Annotated in this window: 16 protein-coding genes; 8 read left to right on the forward strand and 8 right to left on the reverse strand. The window is 60.2% G+C overall.

Annotated features, from left to right (window positions below; all coding sequences use genetic code 11):
• Positions 1-292: 292 nt before the first annotated feature.
• The 6 genes from BWR59_RS31385 to BWR59_RS31410 all read right to left on the reverse strand — a co-directional run bounded on the left by BWR59_RS31385 (position 293) and on the right by BWR59_RS31410 (position 10,059).
• Entirely contained in the window at positions 293-1,486 is a 1,194-nt protein-coding gene (locus BWR59_RS31385) for a DUF6396 domain-containing protein (RefSeq protein ID WP_143491002.1), read from the reverse strand.
• 186 nt (positions 1,487-1,672) lie between these two features.
• Complete coding sequence (locus BWR59_RS31390; RefSeq protein ID WP_081569561.1) at positions 1,673-2,956, reverse strand: DUF6396 domain-containing protein; 1,284 nt, start codon at positions 2,954-2,956, stop codon at positions 1,673-1,675.
• On the reverse strand, positions 2,956-4,935 hold the full coding sequence (locus BWR59_RS31395; RefSeq protein ID WP_081569562.1) for a phospholipase D-like domain-containing protein: 1,980 nt from the start codon (positions 4,933-4,935) through the stop codon (positions 2,956-2,958). Before BWR59_RS31395 ends, BWR59_RS31390 begins: the two co-directional genes overlap by 1 nt.
• The gene (gene vgrG / locus BWR59_RS31400) at positions 4,932-7,658 is read right to left on the reverse strand and encodes a type VI secretion system tip protein VgrG (protein ID WP_081569563.1); all 2,727 of its coding nucleotides are present in this window, start codon (positions 7,656-7,658) and stop codon (positions 4,932-4,934) included. The genes BWR59_RS31395 and vgrG overlap by 4 nt, the downstream gene beginning before the upstream one ends.
• A 2-nt stretch (positions 7,659-7,660) precedes the next feature.
• Positions 7,661-8,335 carry a type VI secretion system protein TssL, short form gene (gene tssL / locus BWR59_RS31405; protein ID WP_081569564.1) on the reverse strand — a complete coding sequence of 225 codons (675 nt, stop codon included), beginning with the start codon at positions 8,333-8,335 and terminating at the stop codon, positions 7,661-7,663.
• A gap of 635 nt (positions 8,336-8,970) precedes the next feature.
• Complete coding sequence (locus tag BWR59_RS31410; protein WP_081569565.1) at positions 8,971-10,059, reverse strand: ABC transporter substrate-binding protein; 1,089 nt, start codon at positions 10,057-10,059, stop codon at positions 8,971-8,973.
• 556 nt (positions 10,060-10,615) lie between these two features.
• Here BWR59_RS31410 and BWR59_RS31415 point away from each other — a divergent pair.
• Together BWR59_RS31415 and BWR59_RS31420 are read left to right on the forward strand one after the other, a co-directional pair.
• On the forward strand, positions 10,616-12,274 hold the full coding sequence (locus BWR59_RS31415) for a nitrite/sulfite reductase (protein WP_081569566.1): 1,659 nt from the start codon (positions 10,616-10,618) through the stop codon (positions 12,272-12,274).
• Entirely contained in the window at positions 12,258-12,752 is a 495-nt protein-coding gene (locus tag BWR59_RS31420) for a DUF934 domain-containing protein (RefSeq protein WP_081569567.1), read from the forward strand. The genes BWR59_RS31415 and BWR59_RS31420 overlap by 17 nt, the downstream gene beginning before the upstream one ends.
• 247 nt (positions 12,753-12,999) lie before the next feature.
• On the opposite strand, the gene sohB is transcribed toward BWR59_RS31420, so the two are convergent.
• Positions 13,000-14,022, reverse strand: a complete 1,023-nt coding sequence (sohB, locus tag BWR59_RS31425) for a protease SohB (RefSeq protein WP_081569568.1) — start codon at positions 14,020-14,022, stop codon at positions 13,000-13,002.
• A 207-nt stretch (positions 14,023-14,229) separates the two neighbouring features.
• Between sohB and BWR59_RS31430 the strand changes: the two genes are divergently transcribed.
• From BWR59_RS31430 to BWR59_RS31455, 6 genes are all read left to right on the forward strand, one after another.
• Positions 14,230-14,940: a histidine phosphatase family protein gene (locus BWR59_RS31430; RefSeq protein WP_081569569.1), complete on the forward strand. Its 711-nt coding sequence runs from the start codon at positions 14,230-14,232 to the stop codon at positions 14,938-14,940.
• A gap of 56 nt (positions 14,941-14,996) precedes the next feature.
• The gene (locus tag BWR59_RS31435; RefSeq protein WP_081569570.1) at positions 14,997-15,311 is read left to right on the forward strand and encodes an SCP2 sterol-binding domain-containing protein; all 315 of its coding nucleotides are present in this window, start codon (positions 14,997-14,999) and stop codon (positions 15,309-15,311) included.
• 223 nt (positions 15,312-15,534) lie between these two features.
• Positions 15,535-16,602 (forward strand): phosphotransferase family protein, encoded by a 1,068-nt coding sequence (locus BWR59_RS31440; RefSeq protein WP_081569571.1) that lies wholly within the window; start codon positions 15,535-15,537, stop codon positions 16,600-16,602.
• 45 nt (positions 16,603-16,647) lie between these two features.
• Entirely contained in the window at positions 16,648-17,415 is a 768-nt protein-coding gene (locus BWR59_RS31445) for an SDR family oxidoreductase (protein ID WP_081569572.1), read from the forward strand.
• Between the two features lie 250 nt (positions 17,416-17,665).
• Positions 17,666-18,805 (forward strand): Gfo/Idh/MocA family oxidoreductase, encoded by a 1,140-nt coding sequence (locus BWR59_RS31450; RefSeq protein WP_081569573.1) that lies wholly within the window; start codon positions 17,666-17,668, stop codon positions 18,803-18,805.
• 167 nt (positions 18,806-18,972) lie between these two features.
• Positions 18,973-19,746, forward strand: a complete 774-nt coding sequence (locus tag BWR59_RS31455; protein ID WP_081569574.1) for a TSUP family transporter — start codon at positions 18,973-18,975, stop codon at positions 19,744-19,746.
• Here BWR59_RS31455 and nudC read toward each other — a convergent pair.
• A complete protein-coding gene (gene nudC / locus BWR59_RS31460) occupies positions 19,708-20,556 on the reverse strand; it encodes an NAD(+) diphosphatase (RefSeq protein ID WP_081569575.1) in 849 nt (282 codons plus the stop codon). The two genes, BWR59_RS31455 and nudC, sit on opposite strands and share 39 nt — an antisense overlap.
• Positions 20,557-20,597 lie beyond the last annotated feature (41 nt).

The raw sequence follows: 20,597 nt of genomic DNA on the forward strand, positions 1-20,597 counted from the left end.
GAGACAGGGCTTTTACATGGCCGTTTTCGGCGGCGATGCGATACAGCCGGGTAATTTCAAGGTCGATATTCGGGTCTTGTTTCAGCTGGTTGCTCTTCTCCAACCAACGGGCGTATTGGGAACAGCACATCGCTGTCAGGACTCGCCGGAGKTAGCGTTTCGTRCTTGCAAGTGAAGGCCAGATTTTCCTGGACTGCGCTGAGCGACGGCACCGAAGCGCTGTGCGGCCGTTGGGTGTCAGGTGCATCGCAACCTGCCAGCAATAGGCATGACAAAACCCACGCGCGGTTCTTCATGCCAGCCTCCACCAGACCCGCACCGGGCCTTCGTGCTGGCTCTTGGGCAGCGGCCAGATTCGGTCGCGGTAGTAGCGCATGCGCTCGACGGGAAAAACGTCGCCTTGCTCGAAATGACGAACAATCGGCTGGCCGTCGGGGGTGTGCAGCTCCCGGTGCTCGACCACCTGCCACCAACCGCTGACCGGGCACTTGGTCCCGGCGACGCATTGGTCGGCCGACAGGTCTGCCTGGCTGAAGCCCTTGGCGCCCGGCATCGGTCTGCCGGTGGCGGGGTCGAGCTTCAGGTCCTGGGTCAAGCGCTGGATCAGCTCCGACGAAGGTTTTTCAGGCGGGACATTGGCTTCGCGGGCTTCCAGCCATTGCAGCTTGCCGTCCCACGGCGGCAGCTTGGCCGGTGGGAGCGGGAGGATGTCGTTGATTTCGGGGACTTTGGGGTGAGCGTAGGAATAGTCGGCGAGGATGCTCCAGATTTTGTTGTAGCGGCCGGCACGTTCACGGTCTGCCTGCTGGCCAAGATAATCCAACTTATTCGTTGGTTCCGGGCCTGAAAATCCACCTTGTAAAAAACTAGCCGAGGTTGAGTCACCTGCTGCGACCCCGAGCTGAAAGACCTCAAGAGCATCACGATATTGCTTTCCAATCTGTAGGTCGATAGCCAAGTCAAGCGCGGCGGGCCCTTGTCCTTGTTCAGCTGAACAACGACGCATCTGCCGCGCGACATCGGGGGCTCTGTCTCTCGGCGCCAGCGCATCACCTATTTCGTACTGGGCTTGCGCACTGCCTTCGTCGGCAGCCTTGCGCAGAAAGCGCAGCGACATCTCCGTGTCCTTTTTCAGATCGGCAATGCCGTTTTTTAGAAAAAGCGACACGAAGTAATGCCCCGTAGCCACGTCTGCATCGATCAGGTCTTGGCTGAAGCGCAGGTGCTCGTGCCCCCGCAGTCTGAACTTGCCGCGCAGGCTGCCGTTTTGCAGATTGATATTGGCTTTTACATGGCCGTTTTCGGCGGCGATGCGATACAGCCGGGTAATTTCAAGGTCGATATTCGGGTCTTGTTTCAGCTGGTTGCTCTTCTCCAACCAACGGGCGTATTGGAACAGCACATCGCTGTCAGGACTCGCCGGAGGTAGCGTTTCGTACTTGCAAGTGAAGGCCAGATTTTCCTGGACTGCGCTGAGCGACGGCACCGAAGCGCTGTGCGGCCGTTGGGTGTCAGGTGCATCGCAACCTGCCAGCAATAGGCANCTTGCAAGTGAAGGCCAGATTTTCCTGGACTGCGCTGAGCGACGGCACCGAAGCGCTGTGCGGCCGTTGGGTGTCAGGTGCATCGCAACCTGCCAGCAATAGGCATGACAAAACCCAAGAACGGTTTCTCATGCCAGCCTCCACCAGACCCGAACCGGGCCTTCGTGTTCGTTCTTCGGCAGCGGCCAGATTCGGTCGCGGTAGTAGCGCATGCGCTGGACGGAGAAAACGTCGCCTTGCTCGAAATGACGAACAATCGGCTGGCCGTCGGGGGTGTGCAGCTCCCGGTGCTCTACCACCTGCCACCAACCGCTGACCGGGCACTTGGTCCCGGCGACGCATTGGTCGGCTGACAAGTGCGCTTGACTAAAACCCTTGGCGCCCGGCATCGGTCTTCCGGTGGCGGGGTCGAGTTTCAGATCCTCGGTCAGGCGCCGGATCAGCTTTGGGGACGGTTTTTCGGGCGGGACATTCGCTTCGCGGGCTTCCAGCCATTGCAGCTTGCCGTCCCACGGCGGCAGCTTGGCCGGTGGCAATGGAAGGATGTCGTTGATTTCGGGGACTTTGGGGTGGGCGTAGGAATATCTTGCCAGGATGCGCCAGATGGTTTTGTAGCGCTCGGCGCGTTCGAGGTCTTTTTCCAGACCGAGGTAATACAATTCGTCGGTGAGTTCTGGCCCTCGGAAACTGTCATCCAACCATCCTGCTGACGTTTCATCACCCGCTGCAACGCCGAGTTGGAATGCTTCCAGCGCCTCTCGATATTGTTTGTTGTATTTACGGTCAACTCCCAATGTTGATGCTGCTTCGCCGTGGCCCTGACCTGCGGCACAGCGGTACATCTGCACCGCAATTTCAGGAGCGATGTCGCTTGGCGCCAGCGCCTCGCCAATCTCATACTGGGCTTGGGCACTCCCTTCGTCGGCGGCCTTGCGCAAGTAACGCAACGACATCTCCATGTCCTGTTTCAGATTAGCGATACCGTTTTTTAGAAACATCGACACAAAGTAGTAACCCGTGGCTACGTTTGCATCGATCAGGTATTGACTGAAGCGCAGGTGTTCGTGGCCCCGAAGTTTGTACTTTCCGCGGAGGCTACCGTTCTGCAGGTTGATAGTGGCTTTGACATGGCCGTTCTCGGCAGCAATGCGGTACAGCCGGGTAATTTCCAAGTCGGTAGTCGTGTCCTGTTTCAACTGGTTGTTCTTCTCCAACCAACGGGCGTACTGGAACAGCAGATCGCTGTCAGCACTTGCCGGAGGTAGCGTTTCGTGTTTGCAGATAAAGGCCAGGTTGTCCTTGATTGCAGCGAGGGATTTCATCGGGATGTCCTTGTCCGGTAGTGGTCGTAATCCGCTGCCGTTGTCGCAGGCAGTTAGAGTCAGGCAGGCGAGCAGCAATAAACGGCGCATCAATCGAGGTTCGTTAGGGTGGCAGGGCAATAATGAAACTCGACGAGGGGCGCATATGGTTCACCTTTCCCCTTATCACCCTTTCTCTTCTTGTTTTCCTTGATAATGCTCTGCCAAGCCTTAAACGCCGCCTCCGGATCATCCTGCACCCCCTTCCCCGCCGTGTGCAGATCCCACAACCTCCTCCTCAACGCCTGAGTCTCACTGGCCCACTCATGGGCAATGTTCAGTTCGCTATCCACCTGCATGCTGCGGGTGTTGATGTTGGCCGAGCCGTGGGTGGTGAAGACGTCATCGACGATCATCAACTTGGAATGGATGTACACCGGCATCCAGTTGCCGGGGGGTGAGTCGGGGGCCACCAGCGAGCAGATGTGCACCTTCAGGTTGGGGATTTCTTCGGGCTTGATTACTTCCTGCTCGATGGCCTTGATCTGGTCTTCGAGCACGGCCAGCCGCCAGGCCGCCGCGCTTTCGGCGTCGCGTCGCTTTTCCCGGGCCTTCTCGCTGATTGCGCTGTCGCCCCCGGTCAGCAGTGTCGTCGAGAGGGACAACAGCTCGGTGGCGAGGGTTGTCGCCTGGTCTGCAATCAATTCGCCAAGGTCCGGCTCCTGTGCAGCGGCCTTTGCCTTGGCGGCATCGATGCGTTGCAGTCGGGTGATCTTCGGCATGGTGTCGGCGCGCCCCAGGCTGTCGAGCATGCGGTGGGTGTTGACCGTGCCTTTGCCGATGCCATCGTCGGTGACGTTGGTGATCACGAACAGGTGCAATGCGCCGTGCTTGCCGGGGTCGCGCCCGCCCTGGGCCTGCGCGCTGGCGGCCTTCTTGATCATCTCGGCCAGCGGCGGCCAGCGAAAGTACTGGTTTTCGATATAGATGAAGCCCGTGGCGTTGTTCACCGCTTGCAGATAAAGCGTCTCGATGTCGCGGCGGCCTTCCTGGGCCTGAGTGCGCAGGATCTGGGCGAAGTGGCGCTGCTGGTCGGGCGGGGACTTCAAGCGTTTACCCAAGGCCATGGCGTCGCGGGTGGTCATCAGGTCTTCGCCCGTCGCGTCGAGCCAGGCGGTGGCGAAGTTGTGGTGCAGGTGTTCCAGGATCGGCCCGGCCACCTGGCTGGAAATATCCTGACGCGGCGTATCACCCCGAGGCCCGGCATTGGGGGCAGGTTTGCTGGCCGGGTCGCGATTGCGCGAAGAGTGGCTGTCGGTGTCCCAATACTCGTCAAGGGTGTTGTGGCCCATGACGAAACCCACCGCCCGCTCGGGAGCTTCATAGTCCACCAGCACGGTTTTTTGGTGGTGTGTAGCGGCAGCACCGAGGACTCCTAAGGTACTGGCATTCAGATTCGGATCGGCGCTGTGATACCGGGCCTGGTGAACGATCTCGGCGCGGTCGAACAGGCTGAAGCCGCGGCTGGCGAAGGCAGGCCTTTCCAGGTCACGCCATAACGGCATAGGAATGCCTGCGATAGAACACATCGCGAACCACTTGCGGTCATAGGCGTATTGATCATCGGTGGCGCTCTGCATCTTGCGATCGTCAATTGGCAACCGCCCCTTCCCCGGCAAGTTGGCCTCACCCGCCACCCCTGCGGCGTTGAAAGGCGCCTCCCAGCCCAATACGCGTACCTTTACGCCCTGTTTAGCCTTCTGCATGAGCAGCTCACCAATGCACGCGTGTTGCCAGGTCACTCCTTTCACGCCGCCGACCGTGGGCACTTCAGCAGTGCGGAGAGAATGGGATGCTCCACGAATGAAATACATCGAAGGCTGAAATCCCCAGCAGATGATGTCCACCGAATGGGTCGCTTTTTCGATGGCCTCGTGCACGGCACGAAAAGTATCTTCGCCATTGATCAGCGGCTTGTACGTCGCCAGCGTCGGCGCGTATTCGGTGTCCTGCACGAACCAGGGGGCGGACAGGGTGACGGTCTCGGTGTCTTGAAATGCGATGGGCGCGACAATTTCTGGCAGCGTCATGGGGCCTCCTCTTCCTGATCGGCGATATTGTTGAGCACGGCGGCGTAGAGCGTGCGGTGGTCGGTGTGCGAATCCGGTTGATTGACGGGGGTGTCGGGGGCCGAGCGGTGGTGGTGCAGGCCCTGGTTCGCCAGCCTTCCCTGCTCGGGATGGCTGTAAGTGGTCACGGCGGGAATGCGGTAGCTGACGCCGTTCGCCATTTCCAGCCGGTATTCCTGCGTCGCCGCCTGATGGTCGATCTCGACGTGGCCGCTGTCGTCCATGACGCCTTCGCATATCAATCCGCCGTCGGCGTAGACCTTGTAGGGCATATGGGCCCAGCCACCGGCAAGGTTGGGCGCGGCGGCCAGCTTCAGGCGCATGGGCTGCCGGGTTGGCTGTCGTGGGTAGTCGGGATGGTCGGCGGCCATGGTCGCGCCGCCTTTTTTGTAGTGGAAATTCGCGGCCTTGATCAGGTGATCCCCCGCCGTGCCCGATTCGATGAGGCCTTGTTCCAGCGTGAGGTAGCTGCCGGCGGCGTTGAGCACGATCTTCTTTTTGGCGACGATGTGGATCTCGTCTTCGGTGCTGGTGATGCTCAGGCCCTGGCGAGCCAGCAACTCCAGCGTGTCGTTCTGCGCCTGTACGGTGATCGGGCCTTGATTGGCGATCAGCTTGATGCCGACTCTGCGTACGAACAGGCTCAAGCCTTGCCCGACGCCGATGAACATGCGCTTGACCACCCCCACGCTGGCCTCGCCTCCGGCGTTGAGCATCAGGTTGTCGTGCGCGGCCAGTTGCACATGTTTGCCGCTGGCGAGGGCGATGCCCTGGGGTGCGCTGAGCAGCAAAACGGCTGATTTGAGCTGTTCGAGATTCTGCTCCAGCAGGTCCAGTTGCGCCTGGACCCCGGCAGGTTCGGCCTTGCTCGCCTGGGCATCCTGCGACAGCGCTTGCAGTTGCTCCACCGCCTGCTGCAAATGCGCAACGGTTGATGCCATCTCCAGTTGCTGCCCCTGCGCCCCCGCCTGTTCGTCTGCGCTGATGAACAGGCCCTTGCCACCCCGAATCGCCCCTCTGCCATCGGTGCGCAATTCGAAGCCTTCGCCGCGCCTTTGCTTGTCGGCATCCACCAGATGCCCAAGATTCAGCTGGCTCTTGCCGCTGTGGTCGGTGCTGAGCTTGATGTGCTCCTTGCCTCGTTCGTCCTCCATGCGCAGCTTGTTGTTGGCCGGGGTGCGCAGCACGTTGCGGGTGTAGTCGCGGTCCTTGAGTGTGACGTGGTCGGGGTGCTGGCTGTCGTGCAGGGCGTGGGCGATGTAGGGGCGGTCGGGGTCGCCGTGTTCGAAGGCCACGGCGACTTCCGTGCCGGGAATCAATGGCAGATGCAGGCCATGGGTGTCGCCGGCATAGGCTCGGGCCAGACGCAGCCAGGCGCTCTCTTCACCGGGCTCCCAAGTGTCGCGGTCGAACAGAAAGTTGACCTTGTAACGGCCTTCCTGGTCGATGTGGCCGTAAGGGTCGTTGGCGATGATGCTCGTCACTCGCGCGGCGACGGTGCCCGCGATCTGCGGTTTGCGTGGCACAGGGGGGCGGAAGCAGACGGTATCGCTGTAGGGAATGGCCTCGAAGGCGACTTCAAAACTGCGGTCCCGAGCGGCGCGCATGCTCAGACGAGTGATCACGGCCCCAGGCTCGAACGCGCTGGGGGCATCGCCGGTGACTTTGAGGATCTGCGCCAGCGCCAGAGTGGCACTGCTGCTGACGCCGCTTAAGCGCGTTCGAGCATTGAGATAACGTTCGTGCCGCAGGCGGGCATAGAAAAAGCCGCTTTCACTTTCAAGGTCTTCGTCCTGATCCAGTGCGTCGCCCAGCGCGGTGTAGGGTTCGGCGTAGTGATAGGCCTCGCCGTAGGTGGTAGTGGCGCGCCGGCTCTGATCGACTTCGCCATCAAGCCAGGCGTTTGCGTCCCATGGGTCGTAGGCCCGAAAGCGAATGTTCTTTTCCACCACGCAGTGGTTGGATTGCAGCTGCCATACGGCGTCCTGACCATTGCTGTCCAGCCCCGATGGCGAGCGACACGGCACCTCGGTCTGGGGCCACTGATAGCGCCGCTGATCGTCGAGAAATTCGATGACATCAATGTCGAGACGGGTGTCGTGGGCGAACCGAAACCAGATGCCCACCTCGGCCAGCAGCCGCGAGATGAAGGCCAGATCGCTTTCACCGAACTGCATCACCTGCTCTCGCCGAGGGTATTCACGGACCAGCCGAAACACAAAGTCCTGACCCTCCATGGCGTGGCGACCGCGCAGAATGCTCTCGACAATTTCCGGTACTGACAGGTGTTGATAGAGGCGGTACTGATGACCGCGGGACAGCAAAGCCATGCGCGGTTCAAGCGTGACTTCGTAACGGGCTTCGTCTCTGGAGGCGGACAGGCACTTGAAACCTGTGACCACACCACGAAGGGTGCGCAGTGGCTCGACGGCCGGCACCGGCAGACCGCGTATGACCTTGGGCAGCAGATGCGAAGCGGTATGCAGCGTGAACCGCGCCTCTTTGCCGAGGATCTGTTCGGCACTGATACCACGCGTCGCCGAAGTGAATTCGATGGTGTAGATGAAGGGTTGGCTGAGCTGTTCTTCGCCAGTGAAAGTCAGCACGTCAAAGGCGACATCGAACTCGTCGACGCTCAGTTTGTGACGACTGTGATCAAAAAAGGCGTTCAATGAGGCGGGCATGATCAGAGGCCTGCCTGTGCAAGCTCGGCGATCTGCCGGGCTAGCAACCGATCCAGGAACAACCACGTGGCCGCACACGCCAGACCTGCGACCACTACATGCAAGACCGGATTACGTAGCCACCACCAGTACCTGGCAGAAGGCTCACTGTCACCGACCACCGTCGACAGTTCTTCTTGCGGCGGGACGCGAGCGTTCACCTCGTTCATCAGCCTCATGCGCTCGTCGTCGTCCAACGCTTTAAAGCCGCCCAGAAATTGAAACATCATCACCCGCTTGTAAACGATCAGGACGTTAATATCCGGTGCAGGCTCGCGCAGGACCTCACGCATTTCCTCAAACAGGGTTTCGCCCGCTCGGTAATCCCCATGAAACCGGGCCTGCAAGGGTTCATTGATCCATGTTTGCCGCAGAGCGTCCTTAGCAACTGCCAATACGGTTTCGTCGAGCAGCGCGCATTGGGCATGGCTGATCAGCTCGATATTGCGTGCACTCATGCCGCCTGCCTGCAATGCGCTTCGCGCGTCGTCGACCTGAGCGATACACTTCCGGCGCAACGTGCCATCGGACATTCCAAAACCCTGACGCAGTTCAAAAACCAGCAGGTAAGTGGTCTGGAGGATAAGGTCTATATCAATCTTAGCGATGCCAGATTGCTCATGTTGTTCTAGATTCATAGGTCACACCGCGAACAGTTAAAGGCTACAACCGTTGAAGGGTTGTCTCAGAGAAGCACGCACACTGACGACGACGGGAGTGCGAGCGATATTAAATATTCAGTAAGGGCCCGCGAGGCAACCGAGCATTTGGCTGTCTGTGACAAGCGTCATATATATTGGCTCATCCAATATCCCGTGACTTTCAAGTTGAGTATCACTGAAGGGCTGGCGGGCCCTCTTCATGTGAAGGGACGCGGACGGCACCTGTCAGACCGCCATCCGGCAGGCCTGTAGCCGCAGCCACCTAGAACAACGCAACACTTTCGCCAAGGCTCAATCCGTCACTGGAAAGCAAAACTAGCCACTGATTATTAAAAATACTACCCACTTTTTCCGATCAGGAACCGTCTTACGAATATAAGGATACTTCCTACAGGAGTTTCTGGCAGGTAATGGGGAGGGAATCCGAAGACAATAATAAAAGATATATAAACATGGTGGCAAACGAGCCGATAAACAACGATGACAACTCAGCCCCAATATAAGCCCAGCACAATAAACAAACTGTTTATGGCGAACTGAACACAGGGGTCAGAATGGGAGGCACCACGCTCGTACCCTTTAAATTAATGGCACTCTGAACGTTGGACGATTCAGTTTGCAGCGCCCACTCTCACAAATGGATAAGCAACCCCTTCCGGGCCATGCCCGCCGACGAACTGCCGAACATCGATGCCATAGTCATCCCGATTGTTCGCCTGCATGAACCGCAGGCTGTCGCTGCGCTCCCTGATCTGCATTGCCCGCACCCGCCAGGTGCCGAAGGGTTGACGAGCCTGTTTGTCGGCCGCGTCGTAATCGTGCAGCAGCACCAACGCCCAGCCTCCCAGGGTGAAATGCCCGCCTGCTACAACCGACAGTTGCCCATCGTGCAAGGCCTGCAGCGCAGCCGATGAGTCATTGATGGTGCCTAGCAGAATGTCCTTGCCCGGCTGTTTACCGGTTTCGCGTACCGCATCCATCACACCGAACGCCATGAGGTCACTGGCAGCCCAGATCAGATGGACGTTGGGGTAGCGCTTGAGCAGCATCTGCGCCTGTTCGAAGGCCCGGTCACGTCGCCAGCCACCGAGCACGATCTGCCGCAGGCGCACCTGAGGAAACTCCGCCAGCGCTCGATAGAGGCCCCGTTCGCGCTGCAGGGACACCGGCGTAGTGTTGGTGCCGGAGAACGCCAGCATGTCGATGGTCTGCCCGGGAAGCACCGGCGCGTGGGATTCGATCAGGCGCTTGGCGATGAGGTACCCGCCCTCCTCGTCGTTCGCCACCACGCTGCCGAGAAAATCCGGGTAGCGGCTGCGCAGGTCGCCAAGAATGCTCAGCTGGTCAGCGGTGAAGGTGTTGTTGACCGCCATCAGCTTGACCCCACTGCCGACAGACAGGCGCAGCACTTCCGGGGCGACATTCAGTTCATTGGAGAACACCAGATAATCCGGCCGGCCGCTGCCCTGCAACGACTTGCGCGCCTGGGTCAGCAGGGTGCGGGTGTCGCGGTCGGTGTAGTAGACAGTGAGGTTCATGCCCAGGCGATCAGCCGCCGCCTGCATGAACCGTGAATAACTGGACCAATACGGGTCCTGCGCGGAGCCTGGATTGAGGAACACCACCGAAGCCGCCCACGCACCGCTCAGCCACAGACCACTCACGACAAAAATGAGGCAGCCACAGAAAAACCTGATCATGGACACCGAGCCTCAATGCCGAAAAAGATGCAGCCGACCTGCGTCAGGCCTGCTTATACCCTATCGGCCGCTGCCGGGTAAGTCGTACCCGGCTTGAAGTCACGGTGTCTGCGCTACTGGTGGCTCACCCAGAACACGGCAGCCCCTACAACCAGAATGATGATGAAGAAAATCGCCCAGGCGTCCACGTGGCTGTCGGACTTGGCAACTTTAGGGTGGTGGTTACTCATTGCATCGCCTCTTGTCAGTCTTATTGGTGATTGCAGATGAAGCGGACCAAAGACGGTTGACCCCGGTCATTTGCAGAGTAAAGTTGACCCTTCTCCTTATCACAAGTGTGGGTATGAGCAACCGATGAAGTGCTTAGCACTTTTGGTTCTGTACTTATATTCAAACATCACTTTTGCGCATATTCGCAAACTGGTAACCTCCCCCGGCTCCGTATGGAGTGCGCGACCGTGCGCGCAGATTTGTTGGGACATCCTGAATGCAGGCGGCATCGCATCGCCTCTCAGGTCGTCCAAGCAGCAGTGAACCGCCTGAGAACAGGACCACCATGTACGTATACGACGAGTACGATCAGCGGATCATCGAGGACCGCGTCAAGCAGTTCCGCGACCAGACCCGCCGCTATCTGGCCGGCGAGCTCAGCGAAGAAGAGTTCCGCCCGCTTCGCCTGCAAAACGGCCTCTACATCCAGCGCTTCGCTCCGATGCTGCGCGTCGCTGTGCCTTACGGCCAGCTGACCTCACGCCAGACTCGCATGCTGGCGAAAATCGCCCGCGACTACGACAAAGGCTATGCGCACATCAGCACCCGCCAGAACGTACAGTTCAACTGGCCGGCGCTGGAAGACATTCCCGATATCCTCGCCGAACTGGCCACCGTGCAGATGCACGCGATCCAGACCAGCGGTAACTGCCTGCGCAACGTCACCACGGACCAGTTTGCCGGCGTCGCCGCCGACGAGCTGGTTGACCCGCGCCCATGGTGCGAGATCGTGCGCCAGTGGACGACCTTCCACCCGGAATTCGCCTACCTGCCGCGCAAGTTCAAGATCGCGATCAACGGCTCCACCTCCGACCGCGCCGCCATCGAAGTCCACGACATCGGCCTTGAGCCGGTGAAGAACGCCGCCGGCGAGCTGGGTTTCCGCGTGCTGGTGGGCGGTGGTCTGGGCCGTACGCCTGTGGTCGGCGCGTTCATCAACGAGTTCCTGCCCTGGCAGGACCTGTTGAGCTACCTCGACGCCATTCTGCGGGTGTACAACCGCTACGGCCGTCGCGACAACAAGTACAAGGCCCGGATCAAGATCCTGGTCAAGGCACTGACTCCCGAGGTCTTCGCCGAGAAGGTCGAGGCGGAAATGGCCCACCTGCGTGGCGGCCAGACCACCCTGACCGAAGCCGAAGTGCATCGCGTTGCCAAGCACTTTGTCGACCCCGAGTACAAGGCACTGGCCGACTACAGCGCTGAACTGGCTCAACTGGACAAAGAACACCCGGGTTTTGCCCGCTGGCGTTCGCGCAACGTCCTGGCGCACAAGAAGCCTGGCTACGCGGCCGTGACCCTGTCGCTCAAACCTACCGGCGTTGCGCCGGGTGATGCCACCGACAAGCAACTGGACGGCATCGCTGACCTCGCCGACCGCTACAGCTTCGGCCAGCTGCGCACCTCCCACGAGCAGAACGTGATTCTGGCCGACGTCGAGCAAAGCCAGCTGTTCACCCTGTGGGGCGAATTGCGCGAGCAAGGTTTCGCCACGCCGAACATCGGCTTGCTGACCGACATCATCTGCTGCCCGGGCGGTGATTTCTGCTCCCTGGCAAACGCCAAGTCGATCCCGATCGCCGAATCCATCCAGCGCCGTTTCGACGACCTGGATTACCTGTTCGACATTGGCGAACTGGACCTGAACATTTCCGGCTGCATGAACGCCTGCGGCCACCACCACGTCGGCCATATCGGCATTCTGGGCGTGGACAAGAAAGGCGAAGAGTTCTATCAGGTTTCCCTGGGTGGCAGCGCCAGCCGGGATGCAAGCCTGGGCAAGATCCTTGGCCCGTCGTTCGCGCAGGACGCCATGCCGGATGTGATCGAGAAGCTGATCAACGTCTACATCGAAAAACGCAACGAAGACGAGCGCTTCATCGACACCTACCAGCGTATCGGCATCGACCCTTTCAAGGAGCGCGTCTATGCAGCGAATCATTAAGAACAACGAAGTCGTCGATGAAACCTGGCACCTGCTGCCCAAGGAAACCGAGTTCGACAGCCTGTCCAATTGCGACGACCTGATCGTGCCGCTGTCCCTGTGGCGCGATCACGGTCACGCCCTCAAGGCGCGCGACGGTGGCCTGGGCGTGTGGCTGGACAGCGATGAAGAAGCCGAGGAAATCGGTGACGACGCCAGTCAGTTTCAGGTCATTGCCCTGAACTTCCCGGCGTTCACCGACGGTCGCAGCTACTCCAACGCCCGCCTGCTGCGTGATCGCTACGGTTTCAAAGGCGAGCTGCGCGCCATCGGTGACGTGTTGCGCGACCAGTTGTTCTATCTGCATCGCTGCGGTTTCGACGCCTTCGCCATTCGCGCAGACAAAGACCCGTACGAAGCACTGGAAAGTCTGCGGGACTTCTCGGTGACGTACCAGGCGGCCGCCGACGAGCCACTGCCGCTGTTCCGTCGTCGCTGATTCGACGCCCGGCAGCAAGCAACAAAAAGCCCCGGTTTCGTGAGAAGCCTGGGCTTTTTGTTTTCAGCGTGGGAGCGTTCTTGTTTTCCGCGTGGGAGGGATCGGAGGTACGACGGTCGCGATGGCAATTTGTCTGACACACCGCTTCGCGACCGTCGTAACCTCCGATCCCTCCCACAGGATTGCCGGAAGCCAGGTCACTCCATTGCCGGAAGGCCCCCGCTCCATTGCAGGAAGGTAGAACCGATTACCAGAACCGCTGCTGCATCAACCGGCCCCACCAGCCTGTGACCAGACGATCGACCGAACCGCTTGCCGCCAGGCCGACACGCTCCTGCAAACTCTTGCGTTCGGCGTAGTGCAGGTGGAAGACCTCGGCGGTTTTCGCCTTCTCGGACAGGTATTCGTCGCTGGTCTTCAACTCGTCGACCAGTTGCTTGTCCTTGGCCGCCATGCCCAGCCAGACCTCACCGGTTGCCACCTCGTCGATGTGCAGTTGCGGGCGATAGCTGGCGACGAAGTTCTTGAACAACTCGTGGGTGATGTCCAGATCCTGCTGGAATTTCTCACGGCCCTTCTCGGTGTTTTCGCCGAACACGGTCAGGGTGCGTTTGTACTCACCGGCCGTCAGCACTTCGAAATCGATGTCATGCTTTTTCAGCAAGCGGTTGACGTTGGGCAACTGCGCCACCACACCAATCGAGCCCAGAACGGCGAACGGCGCGCTGATGATGCGATTGCCGATACACGCCATCATGTAGCCGCCGCTGGCCGCCACCTTGTCAATGCAGATGGTCAGCGGAATGCCCGCCTGACGAATCCGCGCCAGTTGCGACGACGCCAGGCCATAGCTGTGGACCATGCCGCCGCCGCTTTCCAGGCGCAGCACCACTTCGTCCTTGGCGGTGGCGAGGGTCAGCAGCGCAGTGATTTCGTGGCGCATGTTTTCGGTGGCCGACGCCTTGATGTCGCCGTCGAAATCCAGCACATAGACGCGGGGTTTGACCTCTGCCTGCTTCTTCTCCTTTTTCAGGTCTTTCGCCTGAGACTTGCGCAGCGCCTTGAGCCGGGCCTTGTCCAGCAGCGAGCCTTCCAGACGATCACGCAGGCCCTTGTAGAAGTCGTTGAGCTTGGTCACGTGCAGCTGACCACCGCCGCCACGACGCCCCCGGCCACGCATCGAGGCAATGGCGACCAGCACCACGACGATCGCGATGACCACGGTGACGGTTTTCGCCAGAAAGCTGGCGTAATCGAAAATGAACTCCACAAGTGCTCCTTACCAACACGGCAGATCCTCGGTACAGGATCGCGAATGGGACCCAGCATACCGGCGCGCCTTGCGCCGAGCCAGCTACACGACCGTCAAAGATCACGACAATCGAACAATTCAAACGAGCGTATGTTTTTTCATTGACAGACCCCGCACCGTGCTCATAACCTCGCATCACTTTCAACGTGCCGGGATGACGCGGACGTGGGCAGCATCTATCTGATAAGACATGGCCAGGCCTCCTTTGGTGCAGACGATTACGACGTCCTGTCGCCCACCGGTTTTCGCCAGGCAGAAGTCCTCGGCGCGTACCTGGCGCAGCTGGGCCTTCAGTTCGATCGCTGCATCGCCGGCAACCTTTTCCGTCAGCGTCACACCGCCCAGACGGCCATGGCTCAGTTGGACGCCGCTGGCCTCATTGCCCCCGCACTGGAAACCGATCAAGCCTTTAACGAATTCGACGCAGAGGCGGTGATTCGCGCGCTGCTCCCGGCGATGCTGCCGGACGAGCCCGAAGCGCTTGAAGTCATGCGCAACGCCGCGCACAACCGCGCCGAATTCCAGCGGCTGTTCGCCCTCATCATCGGCCGCTGGCTCGGTGGCGAGCATGACACCCCGGCCCTGCAAAGCTGGCTGGCGTTCGTCGAACAGGTGCAGGCGGGGCTTGACCGGATCCTCGACAGCGCAGGCCCCAGCGACCGCATCGCCGTGTTCACCTCCGGCGGGACCATCACCGCCCTGCTGCATCTGATCACGCGAATGCCTGCGCCCCAGGCCTTCGAGCTGAACTGGCAAATCGTCAACACCTCGCTCAACCACCTGAAGTTTCGGGGTCGCGAGGTGTCCCTGGCTTCCTTCAACAGTCACGCGCATCTGCAACTGATGAAGGCGCCGGAGCTCATCACCTACCGCTGAGCCCGGCCAATCGCACCCGCAAGGTGCCTGCAATCACTCATATAAAGGATGACACCATGACCTCCGTAGCCGATGCCGTACAAGCGATGAAAGCCAAGTTCAACCCAGAAGCCGCTGCGGGCCTGAACCTGGTGTTCGGTTTCCGTATCGACGACACCAAGAACTTCTCGCTGATCGTCAAAGACAAGACCTGCGAACTGCAGGAAGGCGAAAACCCTGATGCACAAGTCACGCTGGTGATGGATGGCGAGACGCTGGAAGGCATCGTCAGCGGCGAAACCGACGGCATGCAGGCCTTCATGGGCGGCAAGCTGCGCGCTGAAGGCGACATGATGCTGGCGATGAAGCTGAGCGAACTGTTCCCTTCCTGATCGCAGGCAATGACGCTCTAGAGCGATGCAATGTAGACAGAAAACCGAAGTCCCAGTGCTTCGGTTTTTTTTGCTCCGGGGTTTCTCGCCAGCACTGATCAAACGGACTGATCGACCTCTAACACGCTCGCCAATAAGGCCACGCATCGCTTGTTAGGCATGCCAGCGGCGCATTAGATTAGTCAATGATCATGACCATCCAAAATAAACAGCAGGGATAAGCATGGCGCTAACCGACCAGTCCACCCAGGTTCGATCCGGCGAAGAACTCGACGCTGCGCTGATCGATCCTTACCTCAAGGCCCACATCCCGGGGCTCAGTGGCACCGCGCAGATCAGCCAGTTTCCCGGTGGGGCCTCCAACCTGACCTATCTGCTCAAATACCCCGAGCAGGAGTTCGTGCTGCGTCGCCCGCCCTTCGGCCACAAGGCCAAAAGCGCCCACGACATGGGCCGCGAGTTTCGCATCCTCAACCAGCTCAAGGACGCCTTCCCTTACTGTCCCAAGGCCTACGTGCACTGCACTGACGAATCGGTGATCGGCGCCGAGTTTTACGTCATGGAGCGGGTCAAGGGGATCATTCTGCGTTCCGAACTGCCCGCCGAGCTGAACTTCGATGCGGCGCAGACCGAAGCGCTGTGCAAGAGCTTCATCGACAAGCTCGTCGACCTGCACCAGGTGGACTACAACGCCTGCGGGCTGGGCGATCTGGGCAAACCGCAGGGTTACGTCGAGCGGCAGATTCGCGGCTGGACCGAGCGTTATGAAAAGGCTCGCACGCCGGACGCTCCCAGCTGGGAAAAAGTCGCGCGCTGGCTGGACGAGAAGAAGCCTGCGGACCACCCGCAATCGAGCCTCGTGCACAACGACTACCGCTTCGACAACGTGATTCTGGATCCGGACAACCCGAAACAGATCATCGGCGTGCTGGACTGGGAATTGACCACCCTCGGCGATCCGCTGATGGACCTGGGCAACAGCCTCGCCTACTGGATTCAGGCAGACGACCCGGCACCGGTGCAGTTGATGCGTCGCCAGCCCAGTCATGCGCCAGGGATGCTGACCCGCGAGCAGTTTGTGGCGTATTACGCCGAACGTTCGGGCATCCGCATCGACAACTTCGACTTTTACTACACCTATGGGCTGTTCCGTCTGGCGGGAATCGTCCAGCAAATCTATTACCGCTTCTTCCACGGTCAGACTCAGGACAAACGCTTCGCCCAGTTCATCCACATGAACACGCTGTTGGAGCACATGGCCCTGCAGGTGATCGACCGCTCAAGCCTCTGAGCCGACTTTTACAGCCTCCGATTGCGACACGATAAGGAAGACAACATGTCCAAGACACAACTGTTCGACCTCGACGGCAAGATCGCCTTCGTTTCCGGCGCCAGCCGTGGCATCGGCGAAGCCATCGCCAAACTGCTGGCCCAGCAAGGCGCTCACGTTATCGTTTCCAGCCGCAAGATCGACGGTTGCCAGCATGTCGCCGACGCGATCATCGCCGACGGTGGCAAGGCCACGGCGATTGCCTGCCACATCGGCGAGATGGAACAGATCACCGGCGTGTTCGCGCGGATCCGTGAAGAGTTCGGGCGGCTGGACATTCTGGTGAATAACGCCGCGACCAACCCGCAGTTCTGCAACGTGCTGGACACCGACCTCGGCGCGTTCCAGAAGACTGTGGACGTGAACATTCGCGGCTATTTCTTCATGTCAGTGGAAGCCGGCAAGCTGATGCGCGAGCACGGCGGCGGCAGCATCATCAACGTCGCCTCGATCAACGGCGTCTCGCCGGGCGTTTTCCAAGGCATCTATTCGGTGACCAAGGCGGCCGTGATCAACATGACCAAGGTATTCGCCAAGGAGTGTGCGCAGTTCGGGATTCGCTGCAACGCCCTGCTGCCGGGCCTGACCGACACCAAATTCGCCTCGGCACTGGTCAGCAACGAGAAGATCCTCAACACCGCGCTGCTGCAGATTCCGCTCAAGCGAGTGGCAGCACCCAGCGAAATGGCGGGCACGGTGCTGTATCTGGCCAGCGACGCGTCGAGTTACACCACGGGTGTGGCGCTGAATGTGGATGGGGGTTTCTTGTCGTAGTCGCTGAATCAGCCACGGCCCCTGTGGGAGGGAGGTTGCTCGCGAAGACGGTTTGCCGTCCGGTATCGCAGGCACAGGACGGACGCATTCGCGAGCAAGCTTCCTCCCACGGGTATCTCATCAGCCATGACATCTGTACCTGTACTGATAATGAGGCGAATCTGAGGCTTATCTGATGGAATAAAGATTCCATCCAACACACCCAGCGAATACATTTTGCGCATAACAACAATCCTTCAAGGACGCTGTCATGCGCGAATCATCGCTTCCGGATCTGGGTGTCGGCCTGATCGGCACTGGCTTCATGGGTCGAGCGCACGCTCTGGCCTTCCACAACGCCCGCACCACGTTCGAATTACCCTTCAACCTCAAACTTGCCGCATTGGCCGATGCCGACGCCGCGCGCGCCGAGCAATGCGCTCGCTCCTGGGGCTTTGAACGCAGCCATGCCGACTGGGAACAGCTGATCAACGATCCTGCGGTGAATCTGGTGGCGATCACCACGCCCAATCACCTGCACTTCCCCATGGCGATGGCAGCAATCGAGGCCGGGAAAGCGGTGTATTGCGAGAAACCACTGGCGGTGAGTCTTGAGCAGGCGCGGGAGATGCAGCGGGCGGCCAAGGCCTCGGGCGTGGTCACGCGGGTCGGCTACAACTACCAGCACAACCCGATGATTGGCCTTGCGAAGCAGATGATCGAAAGCGGTGAACTGGGGCAAATCGTCAGCTTCCAGGGCGAGTTCAGCGAAGACTTCATGGGTGACCCTCAGTCGCCGTGGTCGTGGCGTTGCGAACAGGCTCATGCCGGAGGCGCGCTGGCAGATCTGGGCAGCCATCTGCTGGCGATGGCCCGCTATCTGTTGGGTGACGTCGAAGCCGTGTGTGCCGACTCGCAGACCGTTCATGGCCAGCGCCCGGCGACTCGCGGCAGCCAGGAACAACGCGCGATCGCCATCGACGACCAGACCTACGCCCTGCTGCGGTTCGCCAATGGCGCACGCGGCACGTTCGGCAGCAGTTGGCTGAAGCATGGTTACAAGAACCACCTGAGCTTCGAGATCAGCGGCACCAAGGGCACGTTGTCGTTCGATCAGGAGCGCTTGAACGAATTAAGGCTGTACCGCGCGGGCGAGCCGGGTCGCGACGGTTTTCAGCGGATTCTGGCTGGCCCGACTCAGCCGGGATACGCAGCGTTTTGCCCGGCGCCGGGGCACCAATTGGGTTACAACGAGCTGAAGACCCTTGAGGTACTGGCGCTGATTCAGGCGCTGGCGGGTACAGGCAATGAAGGCCCGGATTTCGCGGAGGCGCTTGAGATAGAACGGCTGGCGACGGCGATTCGGGTGGCGGCGAAGGAAATGCGCTGGGTGAAGGTTGCGGATATTTGAAGCACCTCATCCGGTCGAGCATGGCTGTCATGATCGTTGAGCCCCCTCCCACAAAGATCGCGTTCGGCTCAACCTGCAGCTTCGCCCTGCAATACGCTCCGGCTTACAGGTAGAATCCCCCGCTTCCGGGCAGCCATTCTGCCCGTCTGCCCAGTAAGCCCTGTCTCATGCCTTTCGAACTCACCGTTGAACCCACCACGCTGGTGGTGCTTGCCCTTGTCGCATTCGTTGCCGGATTCATCGATGCCATTGCCGGTGGCGGAGGCCTGTTGACCACCCCTGCGCTGCTCACTGCCGGCCTGCCGCCGCATCTGGTGTTGGGCACCAACAAGCTCAGCTCGACCTTCGGCTCGGCCACCGCCAGCTTCACCTTTTACCGCCGCAAATTGTTCCACCCCAGGCAATGGACGCGCGGGCTGATCGGTACCGCGGTTGGCGCGCTGATCGGGGCGGTCGTCGCTCACTATCTGCCCGCCGAACTGCTCAATCAGATGCTGCCGGTGATCGTCTTCGGTTGCGGGCTGTATCTGTTGTTCGGCGGCACGCCCAAGGCGCCGCTCGACAGCGATGCACCGATCAAGACCAAATGGCAGTCGGCCCAAGGGTTCGGCCTGGGTTTCTACGATGGCGTCGCCGGGCCTGGCACCGGCGCGTTCTGGACGGTCAGCACGCTGTTGATGTACCCGGTCGATCTGGTGAAGGCCAGCGGAGTGGCGCGCAGCATGAACTTCGTCAGCAACGCGGCGGCGCTGACGATTTTCGCCATTAACGGCTCGGTGGATTGGGCCATCGGCCTGTGCATGGGCTCGGCCTTGATGGTGGGTGCGTTTTTGGGGGCGAGAACGGCAATCCAGGGCGGCGCGAGATTTATCCGCCCTGTGTTCATTACCGTGGTGCTTGGCTTAACTGTCCGCCTGGCCTGGCAGCACTGGTTCAACTAAGCCGAAACGCTGAGCCAGATACAGATCGATGAGATACCGCGCAATGGAGCGGCTGGCCGGCAGCGGCGGCATGTCGTGGATGCTGAACCACTGCGCATCTTCGATCTCGTCCGCCTGTGGCACGATGTCGCCGCTTTCGTATTCGGCGTGAAAACCCAGCATCATCGAGTGCGGGAACGGCCAGCACTGGCTGCCCTTGTACTGGATGTTCTTGACCTTGATCTGCACCTCTTCCATGACCTCGCGGCGCACGCAATCCTCGGCGGATTCGCCTGGCTCGGCGAACCCCGCCAGCGTACTGTAGACGCCCGCCACGAAACGCGGCGACCGGGCCAGCAGCACTTCATCGCCACGGGTGATCAGCACGATCATGCTCGGCGAGATGCGCGGATACGAACGCAGGTCGCAATCCTTGCAGTACATCGCCCGCTCACCCGGCACTTGCTGCATCGCCTGGCCGCAACTGCCGCAGAAACGGTGTTCCCGCGCCCAGGTACTGATCTGCGCCGCGTAACCGAGCTTCTGGAACACATCCGCGTCGTCGGCCAGCATGAACTGACGCAACGTCTGCCAACCGGTGCCTTCAAGCTCGACGGGATGCTTCAGGACCTGAACGTACACAGGCTCGCCATCGAAGTGGCCGATGCCATGCTCGCTGATCAGCGGCAGCTCCTGACGCTTGAGCCACTCGCGGGGGAACATCACACCATTGCCGTCCAGCAGAAAACCCTGGTCACTGTGGACCACGGCCCACCCGCCCGCTGCCTGGGTATCCAGCACAGCGGTGGTCCAACGCCTGGGGCGCGTCATCAAAGAACTCCTCTAGTCACGGCCCGCGCCGCTGGAGGCTC

The sequence above is a fragment of the Pseudomonas sp. Bc-h genome (genome assembly GCF_002080045.1).
Lineage (GTDB): Bacteria > Pseudomonadota > Gammaproteobacteria > Pseudomonadales > Pseudomonadaceae > Aquipseudomonas.